19 protein-coding genes are annotated in these 19,396 nt (G+C 71.9%); 9 read left to right on the forward strand and 10 right to left on the reverse strand.

What is annotated here, in order from left to right:
* Nucleotides 1-34: 34 nt before the first annotated feature.
* From LNW73_RS36750 to LNW73_RS32225, 3 genes are all read right to left on the reverse strand, one after another.
* Entirely contained in the window at nt 35-163 is a 129-nt protein-coding gene (locus LNW73_RS36750; protein ID WP_374118235.1) for a putative leader peptide, read from the reverse strand.
* 117 nt (nt 164-280) lie between these two features.
* Nucleotides 281-1,762 carry a leucyl aminopeptidase gene (locus LNW73_RS32220; protein ID WP_250992384.1) on the reverse strand — a complete coding sequence of 494 codons (1,482 nt, stop codon included), beginning with the start codon at nt 1,760-1,762 and terminating at the stop codon, nt 281-283.
* Between the two features lie 244 nt (nt 1,763-2,006).
* A complete protein-coding gene (locus tag LNW73_RS32225; RefSeq protein ID WP_250992385.1) occupies nt 2,007-2,705 on the reverse strand; it encodes a TetR/AcrR family transcriptional regulator in 699 nt (232 codons plus the stop codon).
* Between the two features lie 117 nt (nt 2,706-2,822).
* Between LNW73_RS32225 and LNW73_RS32230 the strand changes: the two genes are divergently transcribed.
* On the forward strand, nt 2,823-4,385 hold the full coding sequence (locus LNW73_RS32230) for an MFS transporter (RefSeq protein ID WP_250992386.1): 1,563 nt from the start codon (nt 2,823-2,825) through the stop codon (nt 4,383-4,385).
* 51 nt (nt 4,386-4,436) lie between these two features.
* Here LNW73_RS32230 and LNW73_RS32235 read toward each other — a convergent pair whose 3' ends face one another.
* Nucleotides 4,437-4,994, reverse strand: a complete 558-nt coding sequence (locus tag LNW73_RS32235; RefSeq protein ID WP_250992387.1) for a dihydrofolate reductase family protein — start codon at nt 4,992-4,994, stop codon at nt 4,437-4,439.
* Between the two features lie 130 nt (nt 4,995-5,124).
* Here LNW73_RS32235 and LNW73_RS32240 point away from each other — a divergent pair, with 130 nt between their 5' ends.
* Nucleotides 5,125-5,565, forward strand: coding sequence for a protein-tyrosine phosphatase family protein (locus LNW73_RS32240; protein WP_250974150.1), 441 nt, complete (start codon nt 5,125-5,127; stop codon nt 5,563-5,565).
* A 43-nt stretch (nt 5,566-5,608) separates the two neighbouring features.
* Here LNW73_RS32240 and LNW73_RS32245 read toward each other — a convergent pair whose 3' ends face one another.
* A complete protein-coding gene (locus tag LNW73_RS32245) occupies nt 5,609-6,115 on the reverse strand; it encodes a DinB family protein (RefSeq protein WP_250992388.1) in 507 nt (168 codons plus the stop codon).
* Nucleotides 6,112-7,224 carry a TetR/AcrR family transcriptional regulator gene (locus tag LNW73_RS32250; RefSeq protein WP_250992389.1) on the reverse strand — a complete coding sequence of 371 codons (1,113 nt, stop codon included), beginning with the start codon at nt 7,222-7,224 and terminating at the stop codon, nt 6,112-6,114. Before LNW73_RS32250 ends, LNW73_RS32245 begins: the two co-directional genes overlap by 4 nt.
* Before the next feature lie 173 nt (nt 7,225-7,397).
* Here LNW73_RS32250 and clpX point away from each other — a divergent pair, with 173 nt between their 5' ends.
* From clpX to LNW73_RS32270, 4 genes are all read left to right on the forward strand, one after another.
* Nucleotides 7,398-8,702, forward strand: a complete 1,305-nt coding sequence (gene clpX, locus LNW73_RS32255; protein ID WP_250974147.1) for an ATP-dependent Clp protease ATP-binding subunit ClpX — start codon at nt 7,398-7,400, stop codon at nt 8,700-8,702.
* A 51-nt stretch (nt 8,703-8,753) separates the two neighbouring features.
* Nucleotides 8,754-9,479, forward strand: a complete 726-nt coding sequence (locus LNW73_RS32260) for a class I SAM-dependent methyltransferase (RefSeq protein WP_250992390.1) — start codon at nt 8,754-8,756, stop codon at nt 9,477-9,479.
* 108 nt (nt 9,480-9,587) lie between these two features.
* A complete protein-coding gene (locus LNW73_RS32265) occupies nt 9,588-10,286 on the forward strand; it encodes a response regulator transcription factor (protein WP_250974145.1) in 699 nt (232 codons plus the stop codon).
* Nucleotides 10,276-12,201, forward strand: a complete 1,926-nt coding sequence (locus LNW73_RS32270) for a sensor histidine kinase (RefSeq protein WP_250992391.1) — start codon at nt 10,276-10,278, stop codon at nt 12,199-12,201. The genes LNW73_RS32265 and LNW73_RS32270 overlap by 11 nt, the downstream gene beginning before the upstream one ends.
* Nucleotides 12,202-12,645: 444 nt before the next feature.
* Here LNW73_RS32270 and LNW73_RS32275 read toward each other — a convergent pair whose 3' ends face one another.
* A complete protein-coding gene (locus tag LNW73_RS32275; protein WP_250992392.1) occupies nt 12,646-13,443 on the reverse strand; it encodes a CAP domain-containing protein in 798 nt (265 codons plus the stop codon).
* 239 nt (nt 13,444-13,682) lie between these two features.
* The gene (locus tag LNW73_RS32280) at nt 13,683-13,949 is read right to left on the reverse strand and encodes a hypothetical protein (protein ID WP_250992393.1); all 267 of its coding nucleotides are present in this window, start codon (nt 13,947-13,949) and stop codon (nt 13,683-13,685) included.
* 75 nt (nt 13,950-14,024) lie between these two features.
* On the opposite strand from LNW73_RS32280, the gene LNW73_RS32285 reads away from it, so the two are divergent.
* The 3 genes from LNW73_RS32285 to LNW73_RS32295 are packed head-to-tail and all read left to right on the forward strand — an operon-like array spanning nt 14,025 to nt 16,406.
* Nucleotides 14,025-14,213 carry a hypothetical protein gene (locus LNW73_RS32285; protein ID WP_250992394.1) on the forward strand — a complete coding sequence of 63 codons (189 nt, stop codon included), beginning with the start codon at nt 14,025-14,027 and terminating at the stop codon, nt 14,211-14,213.
* A gap of 52 nt (nt 14,214-14,265) precedes the next feature.
* Nucleotides 14,266-14,982 (forward strand): response regulator transcription factor, encoded by a 717-nt coding sequence (locus LNW73_RS32290; RefSeq protein WP_138351361.1) that lies wholly within the window; start codon nt 14,266-14,268, stop codon nt 14,980-14,982.
* Nucleotides 14,979-16,406: a sensor histidine kinase gene (locus LNW73_RS32295; protein WP_250992395.1), complete on the forward strand. Its 1,428-nt coding sequence runs from the start codon at nt 14,979-14,981 to the stop codon at nt 16,404-16,406. Before LNW73_RS32290 ends, LNW73_RS32295 begins: the two co-directional genes overlap by 4 nt.
* 83 nt (nt 16,407-16,489) lie before the next feature.
* Here LNW73_RS32295 and LNW73_RS32300 read toward each other — a convergent pair whose 3' ends face one another.
* Nucleotides 16,490-18,949: a SpoIIE family protein phosphatase gene (locus tag LNW73_RS32300; RefSeq protein ID WP_250992396.1), complete on the reverse strand. Its 2,460-nt coding sequence runs from the start codon at nt 18,947-18,949 to the stop codon at nt 16,490-16,492.
* A gap of 214 nt (nt 18,950-19,163) precedes the next feature.
* Nucleotides 19,164-19,382 carry a hypothetical protein gene (locus LNW73_RS32305; protein ID WP_250992397.1) on the reverse strand — a complete coding sequence of 73 codons (219 nt, stop codon included), beginning with the start codon at nt 19,380-19,382 and terminating at the stop codon, nt 19,164-19,166.
* Nucleotides 19,383-19,396 lie beyond the last annotated feature (14 nt).

The raw sequence follows: 19,396 nt of genomic DNA on the forward strand, positions 1-19,396 counted from the left end.
GGGGCGGTTCGCGGGACGGTCGTCAGCCCGGAGTTCAGCCGCGACAGAGGGCGCTGCTGACCCGCTGCAGATCGATGTGCCGTCGCAGGAACGCCGAGGCCCGGCCGTGGCGTCGCCACGCGGCCATCCCCGGACCTGCGTACATACCGTTCACCATCGTCATTCTGCCCGTGCGGGCCTCGCGTCCGCCGGAGGGGCTCCGGCCGTAAGCTAGGCACGCCGAGCGGAGCGTGTCAATGAGACCCCTGCCGGCCGGACGGCGCTCCTTCCACAACGCGGTTCAGGAGTCTTCGGGTTCCCGGGTGAAGCCGAGTGCGAGTTCGGTCAGCAGTCGTGCGCCGAAGCCCGTGCAGCCCCGGGGACGCCAGGACGAGGCGGTGTCGTTCTGGGCCGTGCCGGCGATGTCGATGTGCGCCCAGGCGCGCCCGGCGACGAACTCCTCGAGGAACAGGGCCGCGTGGATTGCCCCGCCGTTGGGTCCGCCGATGTTCTTGATGTCGGCGACGTCCGAGTCCAGTTCACCGCGGTAGCGCCGGGCCAGGGGCAGCTGCCAGACGGGCTCGTCGGTGCGCCGGGCCGCTTCCAGCACCTGGTCCACCAGCGGTTGCGCGTTGCCGAACACCGCGGCGATCTGCGGGCCGAGCGCCCGCAGGCTCGCGCCGGTGAGGGTGGCGATGTCGACGACGGCGTCGGTGGGCTCCTCGGTGGCCAGGACGAGGGCGTCCGCCATCACCAGCCGTCCCTCGGCGTCGGTGTTCAGCACCTCGACGGTCGTGCCGCCGCGCAGGGTGAGCACATCGCCGAGCTTGGTCGCGGACCCCGAGGGCATGTTGTCCGTGCACATCAGATAGCCGGTCACGAAGGTGGGGCAGTGCAGTGCGGACAGCACCGACATGGCCGCCAGGATCGCTCCGGCACCGGACATGTCGTTCTTCATCGTGGCGTGTACCGCGTCGGCGGGCTTGAGGCTGATGCCGCCCGAGTCGTACGTGATGCCCTTGCCGACCAGCGCCAGCCGGGGCACCTCGGGGCCGGCGGCGGGGGGCCGGTAGGTCAGTTTGATCATGCGGGCCGGTTCCGTGCTGCCCGCGTTGACCCCCAGCAGTCCGCCGCAGCCCAACTCCCGCAGTGCGTCCTGGTCGAAGACCTCGACGTCCAGACCGCTCAGGGCGCCGACGCGCGTCGCGCAGTCGGCCAGCCGGGTGGCGGTGAGCAGGTTCGGCGGGGAGTTGGCCAGATCCCTGGCCAGCAGGGTGGCCTTCGCAAGGAGCCCGCCGCGCCGCGCCCCGCGGTCGGCGGCGTCGGTGTCATGCGCGGGCACCACGAGGGTCAGGCTCCGGACGGGGACGGTCCCGGTGTCGCTCTTGAGCGGCTCGAAGGCGTAGCGGGCCAGCAGCGTGCCCTCGACCAGTGCCTGCGCCGCGACCAGGCTGTCCACGCCCGCGCCGACCGGGGTGAGCAGCGTCAGCCGCGCGGAGCGCCCGGCGGCCAGGGCGAACGCGGCCGCCGCGTCACGCAGCGAGGCGGGGTCGGCGGTCTGCGGGTCGCCGATGCCGTAGAGCACCACCGGCGTGCCCTGAGCGTGCGCGCACACCAGCGTCTGTCCGACGCGCCCGGTGAAACCGGCCGCCGCGGCGGCCGCCGGGGTCAGTCCCACGTCGGCGGGCAGTTCGCCGCCCTCCGCGACCGGCATCCCCCAGATGTCGTCCGGGCCGGCCCCTGGCCCGGACTCCTCCGCGGCCACGACGCCGATCTCGGGCATGTGGTCGAGGGAGGGAACGGGGTCTGAGGTGTCCGCACGCAAGGACATGGCGGGTCTGCCTTTCACGCCTGCGGTGTCGGCCGCGTGGTCGCGCCGTCCTGATGCGCGGATGCCACTGTGCGCACAGGGCGCGCGGCCCCGCGCCCGGCAACACGCCGTATTGAGCCGAACGGCCGACCCCGGGACCGCCGGACCGGGGGAGGCGCGCACGGTCCGGTGGACCGTACGGCGCCTTCCGCCGTCGTCACCGCGTGCCGGGCTCCGGGTCCAGCAGCGTGGCCAGCCCGTCGAGGATGCGTTCCAGTCCGAAGGCGAAACGATCTTCCATGTTCGGCTCCGACAGCTCCGCGGCGAGGGCCACCAGGTTGGGGAACCGGTCGGCGGGGAGCTGCTGGAGGTGGTCGCGGGCGGCGTTGACGACCTCGGTCCTGGTGGCCTGCCCGACGGCCTCGGCGGCCGAGAGGGGCGACTGCTCCTGGAGCACGAAACCCGCCACGTAGTTGCCGAGCAGGTAGCTGGTCAGGGCGGCTTCCGCAGCGGGGAATCCGGCCTCCCGGAGCCGGTCCAGCTGGTCCTCCAGGATGACGAGGAGGCTCGGGCCGAGGTTGAAGCGTCCGGCGACGACTCTGGCGGCGTCGCGTTTGCCGAGCAGGTGCCGGCGGTGCAGATGGCAGTACGCGCGCAGCTGCTCGCGCCAGTCGCCCTCCCGCGGCGGGGGCTCGGCGTCGGCCACCAGGGCGTCGGCCAGCAGGTCCAGCAGTTGCTCCTTGTTGCGGACGTGCCAGTAGAGCGAGGGTGCCTGCACCCCGAGTTCGGCCGCCACCCTGCGCATGGACAGGGCGTCGAGGCCGTCCCGCTCCAGCACCAGCAGGGCGGCCCCCACCAGCGCTTCCTGGGTGAGCGGCGGCTGCTGGCCGGGCGCCTTCGCGCGGTCTGTCCTCATCGGTCGACTCCTCGTGTCCGCCGATACCGCCGATACCGCGGATATCCACTTGCCATCTAACACCGTTAGGGGCAATCTAACGGTGTTAGAGATCGACTAACACTGTTAGGGGACCCCATGGCGGAGCTCGGCTCCCGACGCAAGTACCTGGTGCTCGCCACCCTGTGCGCCACGATGTTCATGGCCATGCTCGACAACGTCGTGGTGAACACCGCCCTGCCCCGGATCGGACAGGAACTCCATGCCGGGGTGAGCGGCCTGCAATGGGTCGTGGAGGGCTACAGCCTCGTCTTCGCCGCCCTGCTGCTCACCGGCGGCACCCTCGGCGACCGCTACGGGCGGCGGCGGACCTACCTCGCCGGCCTCGCCCTGTTCACCGCCGGCTCGGCGTTCGCCGCGCTCTCCGGCACCACCGGACTGCTCATCGCGGCGCGCATGACGCAGGGACTGGGCGCCGCGCTGCTCACCCCGGGCAGCCTCTCGATCCTGCGGCACACCTTCGAGGACGAACGGGAACGCGCCCGCGCCATCGGCCTGTGGTCCGGCATCTCCGCCATCGGTCTCGCCCTGGGGCCGGTCATCGGCGGCCCGATGGTCGACGCCTTCGGCTGGGCCAGTGTCTTCTGGATCAACGTCCCCATCGGCGGGGCCGCGCTGCTCCTGGGCAGCCGCGTACTGCCCGAGTACTTCACCCGCACCGCGCGGCTCGACCTGCCGGGACAACTACTCGCGGCCGTCGGACTGGGCGGACTCGTCTACGCCCTCGTCGAGGGGCCGAGCCGCGGCTGGACCGACCCGGTCACACTGGGCGCCGCCGCGGCCGGGGCGGTGGCACTGCTGCTGTTCGGCGTCGTGGAACTGCGGACCGCCGACCCCATGATGGATCTGCGGTTCTTCGCTGACCGGGTCCTGGCCGGGGCGGCGCTGGCCGCGTTCACGGTCAGCTTCGGCATGTTCGGCGTCATGTTCTTCCTGCCGCTGTACATGCAGAACGTGCTGGGCTGGGCGCCCACCGGCTCAGGCGTCGCGGCGCTGCCGTGCACCGCCATGATCATGATCGCGTCACCGCTGTCCGGCAGACTCGCCCTGCGGTACGGGGTCCGGCCACCCCTCGTCGCCGGTCTGACGCTGTGTGCGGTGGCGCTGGCCGGGCTCTCCCTGTACGGATCCGGCGCCCGGTACCCGCAGTACCTCTGGGTGCTGCCGCTGATGGGCTTCGGCATGGGGCTGAGCTTCGCCCCCGCCTCCATCGCGGTACTGCGCCGCGTCGCGCCGTCCGCCGCGGGCATGGCGTCCGCGGCGCTCAACACCGTCCGCGAACTCGGCGGTGTCGTCGGCGTTGCCGTCCTGGGCGCGGTGCTGACCAGCCGGCTGGCCTCCGGCCTGACGCACCGTCTGGAGTCCGCAGGCACTCCGCCGCGGGCACGCCACGACATCGTCGCCTCGGTCACGGGCGACGGCGCGGGCGGACTCGTCCGCGGCTCGGGGCTGCCCCCGGCACTGCACCGCACGATGGACGCGTCCTTCGTGGACGCCCTCCATCTCGCGGTCCGCTGCGGGGCGGTGGTCATGGCCGTCACCGCCGTGGCCGTCTTCCTCCTGCTGCGCTCCCGGCCCGACCCGGTGTCCCCGGTGTCCGGACCGGTGCTGGAACAGTCCGGAGCCGCCCTCGGTGCGTAGGAGGCCGCCGACACCGACCGTGGTCGTGGTGCCCCCGCCCCCTCGGGGGCACTACGCCGGGCGCACCGGAAGGTAGCTGAGGATGATCATCCCGGTGCTGTGCACCTCGGTGCCGTTCAGGGTGAACCGGGTCTGCAGCGCGTCGCGGTACAGCAGTTGCTCGGAGGTGGCCTTGCCGGACAGGACGGGGTGGAGCCACACCCGGAACTCGTCCAGCAGGCCGTTCTCCAGCAACAGCCGGGTCACCGGGCCGAAGCCGTACTGCAGGATGTTCCCGCCCGGCTCCTCCTTGAGCTTCCGCACCTCGGCGACCACGTCACCACTGATCACGCTGGTGTTCTCCCAGCCGGGGTCCTTCAGCGTGGACGACACGACGTGCTTCCGGATGCCGTTGATACGGTCGGCGAACTCATCGGCTCCCGCACGCGAGGACCACGCCGGCGCGAACCCGTCGTAGGTCTTGCGCCCCATGATCAGCGCGTCGCTGCCGAACAGCTGGGCGTGGGCGGCCTTGGTGGCTTCCGCACCGAAGAAATCCATGTGCCAGTCCTGCATGTTCGACATGTCGCCGTCGAGCGTCACATAGGTGGCGTTGATGATCTTTCGCATGGCGTTACTTCCTTCGTTGTCGCTCCGTGCGGCGCGTCTCATGGGGGTAGACGCCGGCGAAGATCCGAACTCATCGCTGCCTTGAGGAAAATCCCGGCACCCGGCGCGGACCCGTGGCTACGGTGAGCGGATGACGAACGCCTGGAGCACCACCGACGCCGGCGTTCTCCGGCTTCCCTCCGGACGCCTGGTGCGCGGTCGTGCCCTGCGCCGGCCGCTGCCGGCCGGACCGGTACCCGACTTCGCGGTCCATCTGCTCGGCAAGCGGCCGCCCGAGGTGCCGTGGGAAGCGCGCTGGCTGCGCTGGCCGGACTTCCGGCTGCCGGGCGACGACGCGGAGGCCCGGTCCGTCCTCGCCGAGGCGCTGGCCCGGGCCGGCGGCGAACGCGTCGAACTCGCCTGCGGCGGCGGCCGCGGACGCACCGGCACCGCCCTGGCGTGCCTCGCCGTCCTCGACGGAGTCCCGCCCGGCGAGGCGGTCGCCTACGTCCGCCGGCACTACGACGCCCACGCCGTGGAAACGCCCTGGCAACGCCGCTATGTACGCCGCTTCGCGCCCGGACGCCCGTGACCGTGCCGACAGCACGGCCCCGGAGTCCGGGCCACCCGCGGTCTCAGGCCCCGACGGTCCCGTCGACACCCTCCCGCAGGAGGTCGGCATGGCCGTTGTGCCGGGCGTATTCGTGCATCATGTGCAGCATCACCAGCCGGAGCGAGACCTGTTCGTCGCCCTTGGGCTCGTGGACGGTCACATCGAGGGACTCCGCCTCCCGCTCGATCCGGCGTGAGTGCTCGACCTCCGCCTGCCAGGCGTCGAAGGCCTCCGTCCGGGTGGCGGAGCTCGCGTCGTACGCGACCTGGAAGTCGCGCTCGTCCGACCAGACGAGCGCGATGTCCTCCCCGTTGATGATCCGGCGGAACCACGCGCGCTCCACCTCGGCCATGTGCCGCACCAGACCGAGCAGGGAGAGCGTGGAGGGCGGCATCGACTGCCGGCGCAGCTCCTCGTCCGAGAGCCCGTCGCACTTCATGGCGAGCGTGGCGCGGTGGTAGTCGAGGAAGGCGCGCAGCATCTCGCGCTCATCCGCGACCGCGGGCGGGCCTATGCGTTCGGTGGTCATTCCACGTCCTCTTTCGTCTGCGCCGAAGGTAGTGGGGGATCCGGGGCCGACGCGGTCGCGTGGCAGGCGCCGCGGCCGTCGGCGCGGGCCGTGATCCGGTTCGCCCGGATGCGGACGGCGACCTCGGTTCCATCGCTGACGGCGGGCACACCGGCCGCCGCGGCGAGGGCACCCGACTCGTCGAAGACCACCTGGAGGCGCGGCCAGGCCGACGGCGGAAAGGCCTGGCGCAGGCAGCCGCAGAGGTCCGCGACGGCCAGCCGCGCCAGCGGCGCCAACTCGTCGGGGTCCCCGGTGACCAGGACCGCGGTGACCGTCGCGCCGGGCGGCGCCGCCCGCACCGCCTCCTCCACCGCCTCGAGCCGGTGCAGCCCCAGGATCGCCACCACGCCGTCGTCCGTGAGCCGCGCGGGTCCGCCGTGCACCGCGTCGACGGTGGGCGGCGGCGACCACGGTTCGTCGGTCGGCCACGCCTGGGTGATCACGTGCGGCGGCGGCCACCAGCCGTTGAGATCGAGGCCCGCCAGCTGTGCGCAGGCACTGACGACGTTGAACGGTTCGACGAAACCGGGCGCGGCCGCGGCCAGCTGGGCGGCGCCGTGCAGGGTCGTCAGGACGGCTTCCGCGACCCGCACCAGACTGCCGGCCGGCGCTCCGGGCGGCCGGAGGCCCTCCAGCGCCAGCCCGAGCAGCAGCGCGTCCAGTTTCATCAGCTGGGCGAACGGCCGCCGGATCCGCTCCTCGGCGAGGATCTCGGGCATCAGGTACATCCCGAGCCGGGCCGGGCCGTGCGGCTCGTCGGTGTCCGCGAGCGGGAGGCGCGCGACCCAGGCGCGGGCGAAGGTGCCGAGCGCCTCGGGGGCGGTGTGCCCGGGCTCGGGGTGCGGCGGTCCTGGGGCGCGTTCTGCGAGGGCGGCCAGGACCGAGAAGTACAGCGCGCGCTTGCTGGGGAAGTTGGAGTAGACGGCGCCACGGGTCAGACCGGCGCGCCCGGCGATCCGGTCCACCTTGGCGTCCCGGAAACCGTGCTCGGCGAACTCGTCCCGGGCCGCGGTCAGTACCTTGGCGCGGTTGCGCTCCTGCAGCTCCACCCTGCTGGGCCGGCCCATCGCCCTCACTCTTGCCTTCGCGCTTCCGCGTTGCGTCCGTAGCGGCTCAAGATACCTTGACCATTCAAATGGTGACGTCATATGGTCGCAGCATTCGAGTGGCCGTCCCGACTCCCGAGTCCTTGCCTCCAGGGCCGTTCGACCGGCACAACCGTTTGAGGAGACATTTCCGCGTGGCACGCATCGGTGACGGCGGTGACCTGCTGAAATGTACGTTCTGCGGGAAGACCCAGAAGCAGGTCGGCAAGCTCATCGCGGGACCTGCCGACATCTGCATCTGCGACGAGTGCGTCGAGCTCTGCAATGAACTCATCGTGGAGGAGACCGGCGCGCCCCCCGAGGCCGGCTCGCTCGAGCTGCCGACACCGCGCGAGATCCACACGTTCCTCGACAGCTACGTCATCGGGCAGGAGAGCGCCAAGAAGGCGCTGTCGGTGGCGGTCTACAACCACTACAAACGGGTCCGTCCGCGGACCGGCGGGACCGGGCAGCGCGGTGCGAAGGACGAGCCCGTCGAGCTCGGCAAGTCCAACATCCTGCTGATAGGCCCGACCGGCTGCGGCAAGACGTATCTCGTCCAGACGCTGGCCCGGATGCTCGACGTCCCGTTCGCGATCGCGGACGCCACCGCCCTCACCGAGGCCGGTTACGTCGGGGAGGACGTCGAGAACATCCTGCTCAAGCTGATCCAGGCCGCCGACCAGGACGTCCGCAAGGCCGAGCGCGGCATCATCTACATCGATGAGATCGACAAGATCGCCCGGAAGAGCGACGGGCCGTCGATCACCCGGGACGTCTCCGGCGAGGGCGTCCAGCAGGCGCTGCTGAAGCTGCTGGAGGGCACGACCGCGAGCGTCCCGCCGCAGGGCGGCCGCAAGCAGCCCCGCCAGGAGTTCATCCCGTTCGACACGAGCAATGTGCTGTTCATCGTCGGGGGCGCCTTCGCCGGGCTGGAGCGGATCATCGAACAGCGCGCCAGCCGCTCGGGCATCGGATTCGGCGCCGAGGTGCGCAGCACGGAGGAGCGGCGGAAGCGGGCCGAGGACGCCTTCGCCGACGTCATGCCCGCGGACCTGGTGCAGTTCGGGCTCATCCCGGAGATCGTCGGCCGGCTGCCCATGGTGTCGACGGTGCAGCCGCTGGACGTGGCGGCGCTGACACGGATCCTGACCGAGCCCCGCAACGCGCTCATCAAGCAGTACCAGAAGCTCTTCGAGCTCGACGGCGTCGAGCTCGAGTTCACCGAGGACGCCGTCGCCGCCGTCGCGGAGCAGGCCCTGCTGCGCCGCACCGGCGCCCGGGCGGCCCGCACGATCCTCGAAGAGGTCCTGCTCAACGTGATGTACGAGGTGCCGAGCCGGAACGACGTGGCCCGCGTCGTCGTCGACCGCGACACGGTGCTCGACAACGTCAACCCGACCCTGATCCCGCGGGACCGCCCCGGCCCCGCCCCGGAACCCGGCGAACGGACCGCCTGAGCCGGCTCGCGGGCCGGGCCCGGGGGAGCGCGGCTGACTACGCTGGGGGCGGTGTTCACCTCCGAAGGACCCACGTTCCGCGAACTGACCGTGCAGGCGCTCTCGTCGATCGAGCGCGGCTACGACCTGCTGGCGCCGAAGTTCGACCACACCCCCTTCCGCACCCCCGACCGCTTCCTGGACGCGGTCACCGGCGCGCTGCGCCCGCTCGGGCCGTTCGGGACGGGGCTCGACGTCTGCTGCGGTACGGGCGCCGGGGTCGGGGTGCTGCGGGAGCTGTGCGAGGAGCGGGTCACCGGAGTCGACTTCAGCACCGGGATGCTGGCCGCCGCCGCGGCGGCCGTCCCCGCGGAGGGCAAGCCCGCGGTGGACTGGGTGCGGGCGGACGTGCGGGCGCTGCCGTTCACGGCGGGGTTCGATCTGGCCGTGAGCTTCGGGGCGTTCGGACACTTCCTGCCCGCCGAGCGGCCGGGTCTGTTCGCCGGGATCCACCGCTCGTTGCGGCCCGGCGGGGTGTTCGCCTTCCCCCTCGGCGCGCCGCTGCCGGTCCGCTCCCCGCTGTACTGGGCGCTGTACGGCTTCGACGCGGTCATGCGGGTGCGCAACGCTCTGTGGCGTCCGCCGTTCGTCATGTACTACCGGACCTTCCCGCTGCGGGGAGTGCGGGACGATCTGCTCCGGGCCGGGTTCACCGTGGAACTGCTGCCGCTGGAGGAGTTCGGCCGCCGCCCGGACGGCAGCCCGCACTGCCGGCTGGTGGTGGCCCGGCGTACCTGAGCACGTCCGAACGGCGAATCCTCGCCGGTGGATATGAGGAAAGTGTCAGGATGCGGGAAACATCTCACGGCGACTTTCCTGAACACCAGTGCGCTTAACATCCCAGGGGTGTGCGCACATATTCTGGTCGCGGAAGACGACGAAATGCAGGCGGAGCTGGTACGCCGGTGCGTGGAGGCGCACGGCCACACCGCGACCGTCGTCCATGACGGCCGGTCAGCCGTCGACGAGGTGCTGCGCAGCCGGCCGGACCTGCTCGTCCTGGACTGGATGCTGCCGGAGATCGACGGCCTGGGCGTGTGCAGAATCCTCCGGCCCGGCAGCGATCTGCCGGTGCTGATGCTCACCGCCCGCTCGCACGAGGACGATCTGCTGCTCGGCCTGGAGCTGGGCGCGGACGACTACATGACCAAGCCCTACAGCCCCCGGGAGCTGATGGCCCGCATCCACGCCCTGCTGCGGCGCGTCCAGCGGCCCCCGGTGGCGGCCGACGGAGTGCTGTGGGTCGACACCCTGGCGGTGGACCCCGCCCGGCGGGCGGTGAGCTGCGCGGGGGAGCCGGTGGTCTGCACACCGGGGGAGTTCGAGATCCTGCTGGCGCTGGCGGCCGAACCGGACCGGGTCTTCACCCGCGGTCAGCTGCTGGAGTGCGTCCGGGGGTACGAGCGCGCCATCTCCGAGCGCGCCATCGACGTGCACATCCTCAACCTGCGCAAGAAGATCGAGATCGACCCGCGCAAGCCGGTGCGCCTGGTGACCGTGTTCGGCGTCGGATACAAACTCACCGGAGGCCGCCGTGCCCCGTAACGTTCCGCTGCGCAAGAGCCTGCTGGCCCGGCTGCTGGTCACCTCGATGCTGATCGCCGTCTGCTCGATCGTCGCCACGGCGTGGCTCGCGGTGCAGACCACCACCCGGGCCATTCAGCAGGAGCAGGGCCAGATACTGTCCGACGACGCGATGATCCACGACACGCTGACCGGCTACGCCGCCGGGCACCGGGCATGGGAAGGCGTCCAGCCGACGATCGACCGGCTGGCCCGGGCGACCGGCCGCCGCGTCGCGCTCACCGACCAGGACCGCCATGTGCTCGCCGATTCCGCGCCGAAGGGCCCTGAACTGCCGCCGCGCGCCTTCGCCGTCATCGACGCCCTGCGGACCGACACCCCGCTCCAGGGGCAGAGCGGAACGCAGCCGGTGTCCCGGATCGATCCGCGCGCCGTCGGCCCGTACCGGCTGCCCGCCGCCGAGCACGCGCTGCTGACGCAGTTCGCCGGCAAGGTGCTGACGTGTCTGCGCGACGAGGGGTGGGTGGGGAAGGTGGCCGACAGCCCCAGCGGCCGGCCCACCGTGCAGGTGTCCCGCGACGGCCAGACGAAGCTCGACGAATACGCCTACGACGACTGCGGTCTGGCGGGGCTGAGCCGGCCCACCGCCACCGAACAGCGCGCGCTGACCGGACTCGACACCCTGGTGAACGCCTGTCTGGCCCGCCAGGGATCCACCGTCGCGGGATATGTGACCCTGTCGTCCGACTTCACCTGGGGCAAGGGCTTCAAGGAACCGTCGGACTACCAGGTGCTGCAGGACTGCATCGACGCCAGCCGCCGGGAGCAACTGCGCACCTTCGTCGCCCCGGCCGCCCAGCTCTTCGTCAGCGACACCGGCGCCGGCGCCGGCCGGCCGCGCTTCGACCTGTCCCGGGCCAACACCACCCGCATCGCCGGCGTGACCGGACTCGTGCTGCTCCTCACCGTCACCGTGACGGCCCTGATCGCCACCCGGCTGGTCCGGCCGCTGCGCGCTCTGACCGACGCCGCGCAGGAGCCCATAGAACGGCACACCCGCGTCCCGGTCACCACCAGCGACGAGATCGGATTCCTCGCCGCGGCCTTCAACGACCTGTCCGAACGCCGGGAACGCACCGAGACCCAGCGCAAGGCGATGGTCAGTGACATCGCCCATGAACTGCGGACCCCGCTGACCAACATCCGCGGCTGGCTGGAGGTCGCCAAGGACGGCATCGTCGTGCCCGACCAGCGGCTGCTGTCGTCGCTCCACGACGAGGCGCTCCTTCTGCAGCACATCATCGACGACCTGCAGGACCTCGCGTCCGCCGATGCTGGCACCCTGCGGCTGCACCCCGAACCGGTGCGGCTGGGCGACCTCCTGCAGCAGGTCACCGACGCGAACCGCGCCCACGCACAGGTCGCCGGGGTGAGCATCGCCGGCTCCGTGGAGGGGGATCCGCAGCTGAGCGCCGACCCCGTCCGGCTGCGCCAGGCCCTCGGCAACCTGGTCTCCAACGCGCTGCGGCACACCCCGGCCGGCGGGAGCGTCTCCCTGCACGCCTACCGGACCGGCGAGATGGTCACGATCGACGTCACCGACACCGGTTCGGGGATCGCGCCGAAGGACCTGGCCAACATCTTCGACCGCTTCTGGCGGGTGGAGAAGTCCCGCAGCCGCCGCACCGGCGGCAGCGGACTGGGGCTGGCCATCGTCCGCCAGCTCGCGCAGGCCCACGGCGGCACCGTGACCGCGCGCAGCGTTCCCGGAAAGTCCACCGTCTTCACTCTGCGACTGCCCTCGCACCCTGTCCTGGAAGCGGCGGACGGGGTGGCCGGCGGTCCGGCGTCAGCGGGAAGGGTACCTGGCGATGCCGCCGTCCCACGCCGCCGTTTCGGGCGCGACCACTCTGGTGACCGTCACGGCGGTCACTGAACGGGCGGGGGCGCCCGCCGCTTTCAGCGGGGCAGCCGCGTCGGCCGCGTCAGCCGTGTCAGCCGTGTCAGGTGCGTCGGGGGCCAGGACCACCCGGGACTCCCGGACGCCGCCCGCTTCGCCACCGACGCAACCGGTCACCACGGTCAGGACCGCGAACGTGAGGGTGGCCAGTGCGGCGGACTGCCACATCTGCTGCCGGATGGCTGTCGATCGCTTCCGTGCGCTCATCATGCCGGTCAGTTTCGCCGACACATTTTAGGAAGTTGTCAGGGTCGGCCGCTGAATTGTTCGCGGTATCCGGAACAGCCGGAAAGCCGCGACAGCGACCGCTGCCAGAGCAGCGGTCGCTGTGCGGTTCCGCCGCGACGGGGAGGCGTGCGCGCGACGGCGCATATCCGCCGATACGTCGTCTTCCCCATTGCGGAGCATGATGCGGAAAGCTCAGTTGGAGAAGTCCTGGGTGAGCCAGACAGTTCCTGAACTGTCCCGGAATACCGCGATACCGATATGGGTGAACGAGGAGCTCAGCATGTTGCGGCGGTGGCCGTCGTCCGGCGGTCGCTCGTCGAGCATGCTCTGGGTGAGCCCGAGTGCCATCTTGGCGATGGCCTGCTCGGAGTTCGCGACCGGTCCGCCCTCGCCGATGTTCTCTCCCGCCGACATCCACTCCACGCCCTGCGCCCGCTCGCGGTCGCCGAACGCGGGCTCGCCGGGGCACTGGTGGGACAGCCCGCAGCCGCCGGACATCACCTTGTTGTGCGCTGCCGCACTGCGGTTCAACCCTTCGAGGAGCTTGTACGCGGGCAGCCCCTGACCGGCCCTGGCCTGGTTGACCTTGGCCAGCACCTGCTGCACCGCGTCGCCGGAGACCGGCGGGGTCGACGGGGCGGAGGTGGTGGGGGCGGTCTTCGTCGGGGTCGGCGCGGGCCGGGGCGGGGTGGTGTGCCGCGGGGGCGTGTGGGTCGGCTTCGCCGTCGGCCGGGCGGGGTGCGTCACGGGAGACGTGGGCGGGGTGCCGGTCGGCGGCTTGTGTGTGCCCACCGCTGCGGTGGGGGTCGCAGCGGTGGGCTGTCCTGAGGTGTGGCCGGAGCCGCCGCCTATGCAGGCGAAGGCCGTCCCGCCGCCCAGCGCGGCGATGACGGCCGCGCCCAGGACGGCTTTGCGCAGCCGGGGCTGCCGCGATGCGCGGTGCTGCGGCGAGGGGGCGCTGGGCAGATCGGCGCGGCGGTGCGAGCTCATGTGTGGAAGACCTCGGGGGATCGGAGGTGGGGGCCGGCGCGGAGCACAGGGGGATGCCCCGCGCCGGATGTGTCACGACCGGTCGGAGGGGTGGTGCTGAGTGACCGGGCGAGATCGAACCTAGGCGCTTTCCGGTCCATGTCACACACCGAGACGGGAACCTTAGATTCTCCTAAGGTTGCCCACAGGTTCCGCTCGGTTCCGGGCGGCCGGAGCCGCCGCGACGCGACCGTCCGCGGCTACCAGGAGACTTCGCGGGTGGCCGCCTGCGGCTGCGGGTGGATGGTCCCCGTGGTCTCCGAGCGGTGGGTCGCACTGGAGAAGGTCACGGTCAGGGTGTCCGGTGCGTCCTGGACCGTGCTCGTGGTGAAGCCCGGCGACGGCACCGCGGAGACCAGGCAGATGGCGTCGGCGCCCATGTTGAACGTCACCCGGCCGCCCACCGACTGCATGCTGTGCACCCCCACACCGCCCCGGCAGGTGCTCGACGCGTTGTGCCCGTTCACCGGGGCCGTCGTCGGAGGGCGCGTGGTGGGTGCCTTGGTGGTCGGCGTCGCCGTCGGGGTCTTGCGGGGGTGGGGGTGAGCGGGGTGCTCGGCGCCGAAGTGGCGGGGATGAGCAGGCCAGGTGTGGCGGACGGCGTGCTGAAGACCGTCGGCAGCGCATGCGCGGTCGGCGGCAGGGGAGCGGTGGAATGCACCACGAAGCGCACGGCCAGGAAGGCGGCGGTCACGGTCAGAGCCGTGCAGCACAGCCAGATCATGAGGTAGCGCAGCGGACGGGGCACGGCACCATCATGGCTGATCCGTTACGGTGTGCCGCATGGCCAGCGTCCTTGTCGTGGAAGACGACCCCGCCATACGCGCGGCACTGATCGAGATCCTGACCGGTGACGGCCATGTGGTGCGCAGTGCCGCCGATGGATTCAGCGGACTGAGAGAGGTGACACAAGGGCCCCTCGACGCCGTCATCCTGGACCTGGGACTGCCGGATCTGGACGGAAGTGACGCGCTGCGCATGATCCGTGGCATCTCCCAGGTGCCGGTGCTCGTGGTCACCGCCAGGGACGACGACGCCGAGATCGTCCGGCTGCTGAACGCGGGCGCCGACGACTATCTCGTCAAGCCCTTCTCCAGCGGACAGTTGACCGCCCGGCTGACCGCGGTACTGCGACGCGTCGGCCGGGCCGTCGCCTCCGTTCCCGGAGGCCTGCACGAGGGCCCGACCGCGACGCAGGGCCCGATGGTCGTCGGTGAGCTGCGGGTGGACGCGATGGCCCGCACCGCGCATCTCGGCGGCCGGGAACTGCATCTCACCCGGCGCGAGTTCGATCTTCTCGCCTACCTGGCAGGCAACGCCGGCTGCGTCGTCTCCAAGCGCAAGATCCTCACCGAGGTGTGGCGCGAGTCGTATGTCGACGATGCGACGATCGATGTGCATCTGTCCGCACTGCGGCGCAAACTCGGTGAACGGGCGATACGTCCGCGGTATCTGCACACGGTGCGCGGTGTCGGCATCAAGCTGGTGACCCCACCGTGAGACGCACCCTGGCAGGGGTGGCGCTGGCGGTCACCTCCATGGTGGCCCTGTCCTTCCTGATACCCCTCGCCCTGCTGGTGCGTTCGGAGGCCCGCAACCAGGCGATCACCGCCGCGGAGCAGCAGGCCGCCGCCCTCGCTCCGGTGCTGGCCCTGACCGACGACATCCCCGACCTGCGCCAGGCCATCTCCGTACTGGCCCCCGGCGAGGACCTGAGCGTCCACTTGCCGGCCGGACAGGTCGTCGGACCGACGCACGCGCCCGCCGCCCTGCTGCGGCGGGCCGCCCGCGACGGCGAGGCCATCGCCCAGAACCGCCCAGGCGGCTGGGTCTATCTCCAGCCGGTCGTCCTGGGTCCCGGGCGGGTGGCGGTGATCGAGGAGTTCGTTCCGTCGGACCGGCTCAACCGGGGCGTGGCCGCCTCCTGGGGGGCCATCGCGCTGCTCGCGGTGGCCCTGGTGGCCGGCTCCACCCTCGTCGCGGACCGGCTCGCCGCCCGCGTGGTGCGCTCCTCGCACAATCTGTCCCGCGCCACCCACGCCCTGGGCCGCGGCGACCTCAACGTCCGGGTGGACCCGATGGGACCGCCCGAGCTGTACGAGGCGGGGCTGGCCTTCAACGCGATGGCCGACCGCATGCTGGAGCTGCTCGCCGTCGAGCGTGAGCTCGTCGCGGACCTCTCGCACCGGCTGCGGACGCCGCTGACCGCACTGCGTCTGACCGCCGACCGGATGGGGCCGACCGCCGACGCGGAACGGATCGCCGCCGCGATCCACCACCTCGACGCCGAGCTGCACTCCATCATCACCGCGGCCCGCACACCCCTCGCCGTGGGGCCGATGGGATGGGGCCTGCGGCCGCTCTCGGGAGCCGCCGCCCCCGGCCGGTCGCCCGTCTCGGGCCCGCCCGCGGAGAGCTGCGCGGCGGCCTCGGTGATCCGTCGCAAAGCGGCCTTCTGGGCCGTTCTGGCCGAGCAGCAACACCGGCCGTTCCACGTGGACATCACGCTCGAAGAGGCGCTGATCGACCTGCCCGAGGACGACCTCGCGGCCGTTTTCGACGCCCTGGTCGGCAATGTGTTCCGGCACACGGCACCCGGCACCGCGTTCGCGGTGCGCCTGGAGCGTGGCGCACAGAGCGTGGCGCTCGTGGTCGAGGACGCCGGTCCCGGCATCCCGGACCCGGGCGGCGCAGTGGCCCGCGGGGTCAGCACGGTCTCCACCGGCCTTGGACTGGACATCGCCCACCGGGCGGCCGCCGTGACACGCGGAGCGGTGGCCATCTCCCGGGGCCGGCTGGGCGGCGCACACATCGAGGTGACCTTCGGACTCGCCGCGGCCCAGGGCAGCGGCGGCCGCAGCAAACGCCGCCGCCGCAACGCCGCCTCCAGGGCCTCCCGGACCCGCTGGTGGACCACGTCGTGACGTTGCCCGGCAGGCCCGCCCGTTTCCCCGGCAGGGCCCGCACGCCGGGCCGGGCCGTCGCGTCCGGGTCCACGTTCCACGGTCTACGGGCCGGCGGGGAGCGGCTGCTCGGCCCAGATGGTCTTGCCGCGCGCGTCGTAGCGGGTGCCCCAGATCCGGGCGACCTGGGCGACCAGGTACAGCCCGCGCCCGCCCTCGTCCGTTTCCAGGGCCCGCCGCACATGCGGTGACGTGCTGCTGCCGTCGGAGACCTCACAGATGAGGCTGCGGTCGCGGATCAGCCGCAGCCGGATCGGCGGATTGCCGTACCGGATGGCGTTGGTGACCAGTTCGCTGACGATCAGCTCGGTGCTGAACCCGAGCTCCTCCAGCCCCCACTCGGCCAGCTTCGCGGCCACCAGGGCGCGCGCCCGGCCCACCACCTCGGGCGTGGCCTCCAGCTCCCACGTGACATGACGGTCCGGACGCAGCCCGCGCACCCGCGCCATCAGCAGCGCGGCGTCGCCGCCGGGTGCCAGCCGCTGCTTCACCGCCTCGCAGAGGTCGCCGAGCCCGGGGGACACCGGCAGCGGCGGATCGGACAAGGCCGTGCGGAACTCCTCCCGGTCCCGGGTGGCGGGTCCGTCCCCGGCCGCCGTCCGCCGGCCGGTGTACAGCACCAGCACGTCCCCGTCGGTCAGCGTCACCTCGCCGGTCTCGAACGGGTCGGTGCCCAGGCCCAGCGGAGGGCCGCCGGGCAGATCGGGGAAGCCGACCCGGCCGTCAGCGGAGAGCAGTGCGGGCGGTGGATGGTCCGGATGCGCGGCCCGCGCCATGACGCACCGGCGCGAGACCGGGTCGAAGACCGCGTACAGGCACATCGTCCCGGCCGCGCCCTGCGCGAGACCGTCACCCTGCGCGGCGTCCTCGTCCTGGTCGCCGCCCTCGTCCGAGGACCGGTGGACGTGGTCGTCGAGCCGGGTCAGCAACTCCTCCGGTGACAGGTCCAGATCGGCGAGCGTCCGCACCGCGGTGCGCAGCCGCCCCACCGTGACCGCCGCGTGCAGTCCGTGCGAGCCCACGTCACCGACGACGAACGCCACCCGGGCGCCCGACAGCGGAATCACGTCGAACCAGGCACCGCCCAGTTCCGCGCGGCCCCGCTCCGGCAGATACCGGCCCAGCGTCTCCGCGCTCCCGAGCACCGGCAGCCGCTGCGGCAGCAGACTGCGCTGCAGGGCCAGCGCTGTCGTGCGCTCGCGGGTGTACCGGCTCGCGTTGTCGATGCACACGGCGGCGCGCGCCACGACCTCCTGGGCCAGCAGGATGTCGTCCCGCTCGAACGGCTCCGGGTGCTGGAAACGGGTGAAGACCGCGGCGCCGAGCACCGCGCCCCGCGCGGACATCGGGACCATGAGCAGCGAGTGCACCCCGGTCTCGCGGATCATCGCGGCCCGGTGTGGATCGATCGGGGTGATCTCGGCGATCAGTTCCTCACCCGTGAGCAGCAGCGGCTCACCGCCGGCCAGGATCCGCGGCATCAACGGCCCGGGTCCCGAGGTGAACGTGTCGATCTCACCCCGCGCGATCACCGGCCCCGCCGGCCCCTCGGGGATGGACGACGTCGCGGCCCGGCGCAGCGGTACGGTCCCGGCCGGCGGGCCGGCCGGCGGCTCCTCACCGCCGAACACCGGCTCCAGCAGATTGACGTAGGCGTAGTCGGCCAGCCGCGGGACCAGGGCATCGGTCAGTTCCTGCGCGGTCGTCAGGACGTCCAGCGTGCTGCCGATGCTCACACTCGCGGCGTTGACCAGGGCCAGCCGCTCCCGCGCACGGGCTCGTTCGGTCACATTGGCCACCGCGTGCGCCAGCCCGACCACCTCTCCGCTGCGACCGCGCAACGGCATGATGGTCTCCGACCAGACCCGGTCCTGTTCCGGGTCGTCGGCGGAACGGCCGTGCACCTCGGTCGCGATCAGCGCCTCACCGGTGGCGAGCACATGGCGCTGACGGGCCTCCAGCGCGTCTATGTCCACATGGCTCAGCGGTGTGACCTCCCGCATGGTGCGGCCGATGGACTGCCCCGGACGGAAACGCTGCGTCCGGTTGTGCGCCAGGAAGCGCAGATCGGTGTCGAAGACGTCGATGACGAACGGTGACTCGGTGAACAGCCCCTGCAGGAGGGCGCGGCCCAGATCCTCCTGGTTCACCGCTTCGGCGTCGGTCCCGCGCAGCAGCCAGTACCGCTCGCCGGCGATCGGGGTGAGGCGATGGGCCCACAGCATGACGGCCACCGGACCGCCGTCCTCGCGGCGCAGCATCGTCCGCCCCAGGGATGTCTCCGGCTCCGCCGTGCAACGCGCCGCGATCCGGGCGGCGTCCGATGGGGTGTGGAGCAGGTCGGCCGCCCGCAGCCCGCCGAGCTCGTCGGCGCCACGGCCGAGCAGCTGCTCGGCGCCGCGGTTCCAGCTCACCACCATGCCGTGCGCGTCGACGACGACGTAGCCCGAATCCTGGGACTCGGGGAGCTGGTCGAGGGCAACGTGGAACAAGGGATCCTGCACGGCTCCCACCTAATCCGCGACCGCCAACCGGATATCGGATCGATTCTACACCGGGAGTATTGCACGGGTTTATGGGGAGTGGCCTTAAGATTTCTTTAAGTCATTTGCGAGGCCGTCAATGCGTTTCCCGGAATACTGCGCTGTGTGCCGGACGGTAAAACCACCGCGGGAACAACCGGGCGTTCCTTCCGTCCCGCGGACGGTCGCGTCGTGCTCAGCCGATGAGCACCGACACGACCGCCGCCGCGATCGTGACGACCGCGAAGCCGACCATCGCCCCGCGCGCCCGCCGGGCCGGATCCACCCGCGGCAGGGGTTCATCGACCCGCCCGCCCCATGAACCCCCGTCCACCGTGCCGTCCGGTCCGTAGGTGCTGAGCCACCGGACGACGAGCGGGGTCCTGTCCTGCTTCTCCACGTGATGCATACCCACGCCAACGATTCGCC

This window comes from Streptomyces sp. RKAG337 (assembly GCF_023701715.1).
Taxonomy (GTDB): Bacteria; Actinomycetota; Actinomycetes; order Streptomycetales; family Streptomycetaceae; genus Actinacidiphila.

What these genes read in the sequence shown, in the direction of transcription:
- LNW73_RS32275 (WP_250992392.1), bottom strand. Translation starts at nt 13,443, where the DNA reads ATGAGCTCGCACCGCCGCGCCGATCTGCCCAGCGCCCCCTCGCCGCAG.
- LNW73_RS32230 (WP_250992386.1), top strand. Translation starts at nt 2,823, where the DNA reads ATGGCGGAGCTCGGCTCCCGACGCAAGTACCTGGTGCTCGCCACCCTG.
- LNW73_RS32225 (WP_250992385.1), bottom strand. Translation starts at nt 2,705, where the DNA reads ATGAGGACAGACCGCGCGAAGGCGCCCGGCCAGCAGCCGCCGCTCACC.
- LNW73_RS32240 (WP_250974150.1), top strand. Translation starts at nt 5,125, where the DNA reads ATGACGAACGCCTGGAGCACCACCGACGCCGGCGTTCTCCGGCTTCCC.
- LNW73_RS32250 (WP_250992389.1), bottom strand. Translation starts at nt 7,224, where the DNA reads ATGGGCCGGCCCAGCAGGGTGGAGCTGCAGGAGCGCAACCGCGCCAAG.
- LNW73_RS32245 (WP_250992388.1), bottom strand. Translation starts at nt 6,115, where the DNA reads ATGACCACCGAACGCATAGGCCCGCCCGCGGTCGCGGATGAGCGCGAG.
- LNW73_RS32235 (WP_250992387.1), bottom strand. Translation starts at nt 4,994, where the DNA reads ATGCGAAAGATCATCAACGCCACCTATGTGACGCTCGACGGCGACATG.
- LNW73_RS36750 (WP_374118235.1), bottom strand. Translation starts at nt 163, where the DNA reads ATGACGATGGTGAACGGTATGTACGCAGGTCCGGGGATGGCCGCGTGG.
- LNW73_RS32220 (WP_250992384.1), bottom strand. Translation starts at nt 1,762, where the DNA reads ATGCCCGAGATCGGCGTCGTGGCCGCGGAGGAGTCCGGGCCAGGGGCC.
- LNW73_RS32290 (WP_138351361.1), top strand. Translation starts at nt 14,266, where the DNA reads ATGGCCAGCGTCCTTGTCGTGGAAGACGACCCCGCCATACGCGCGGCA.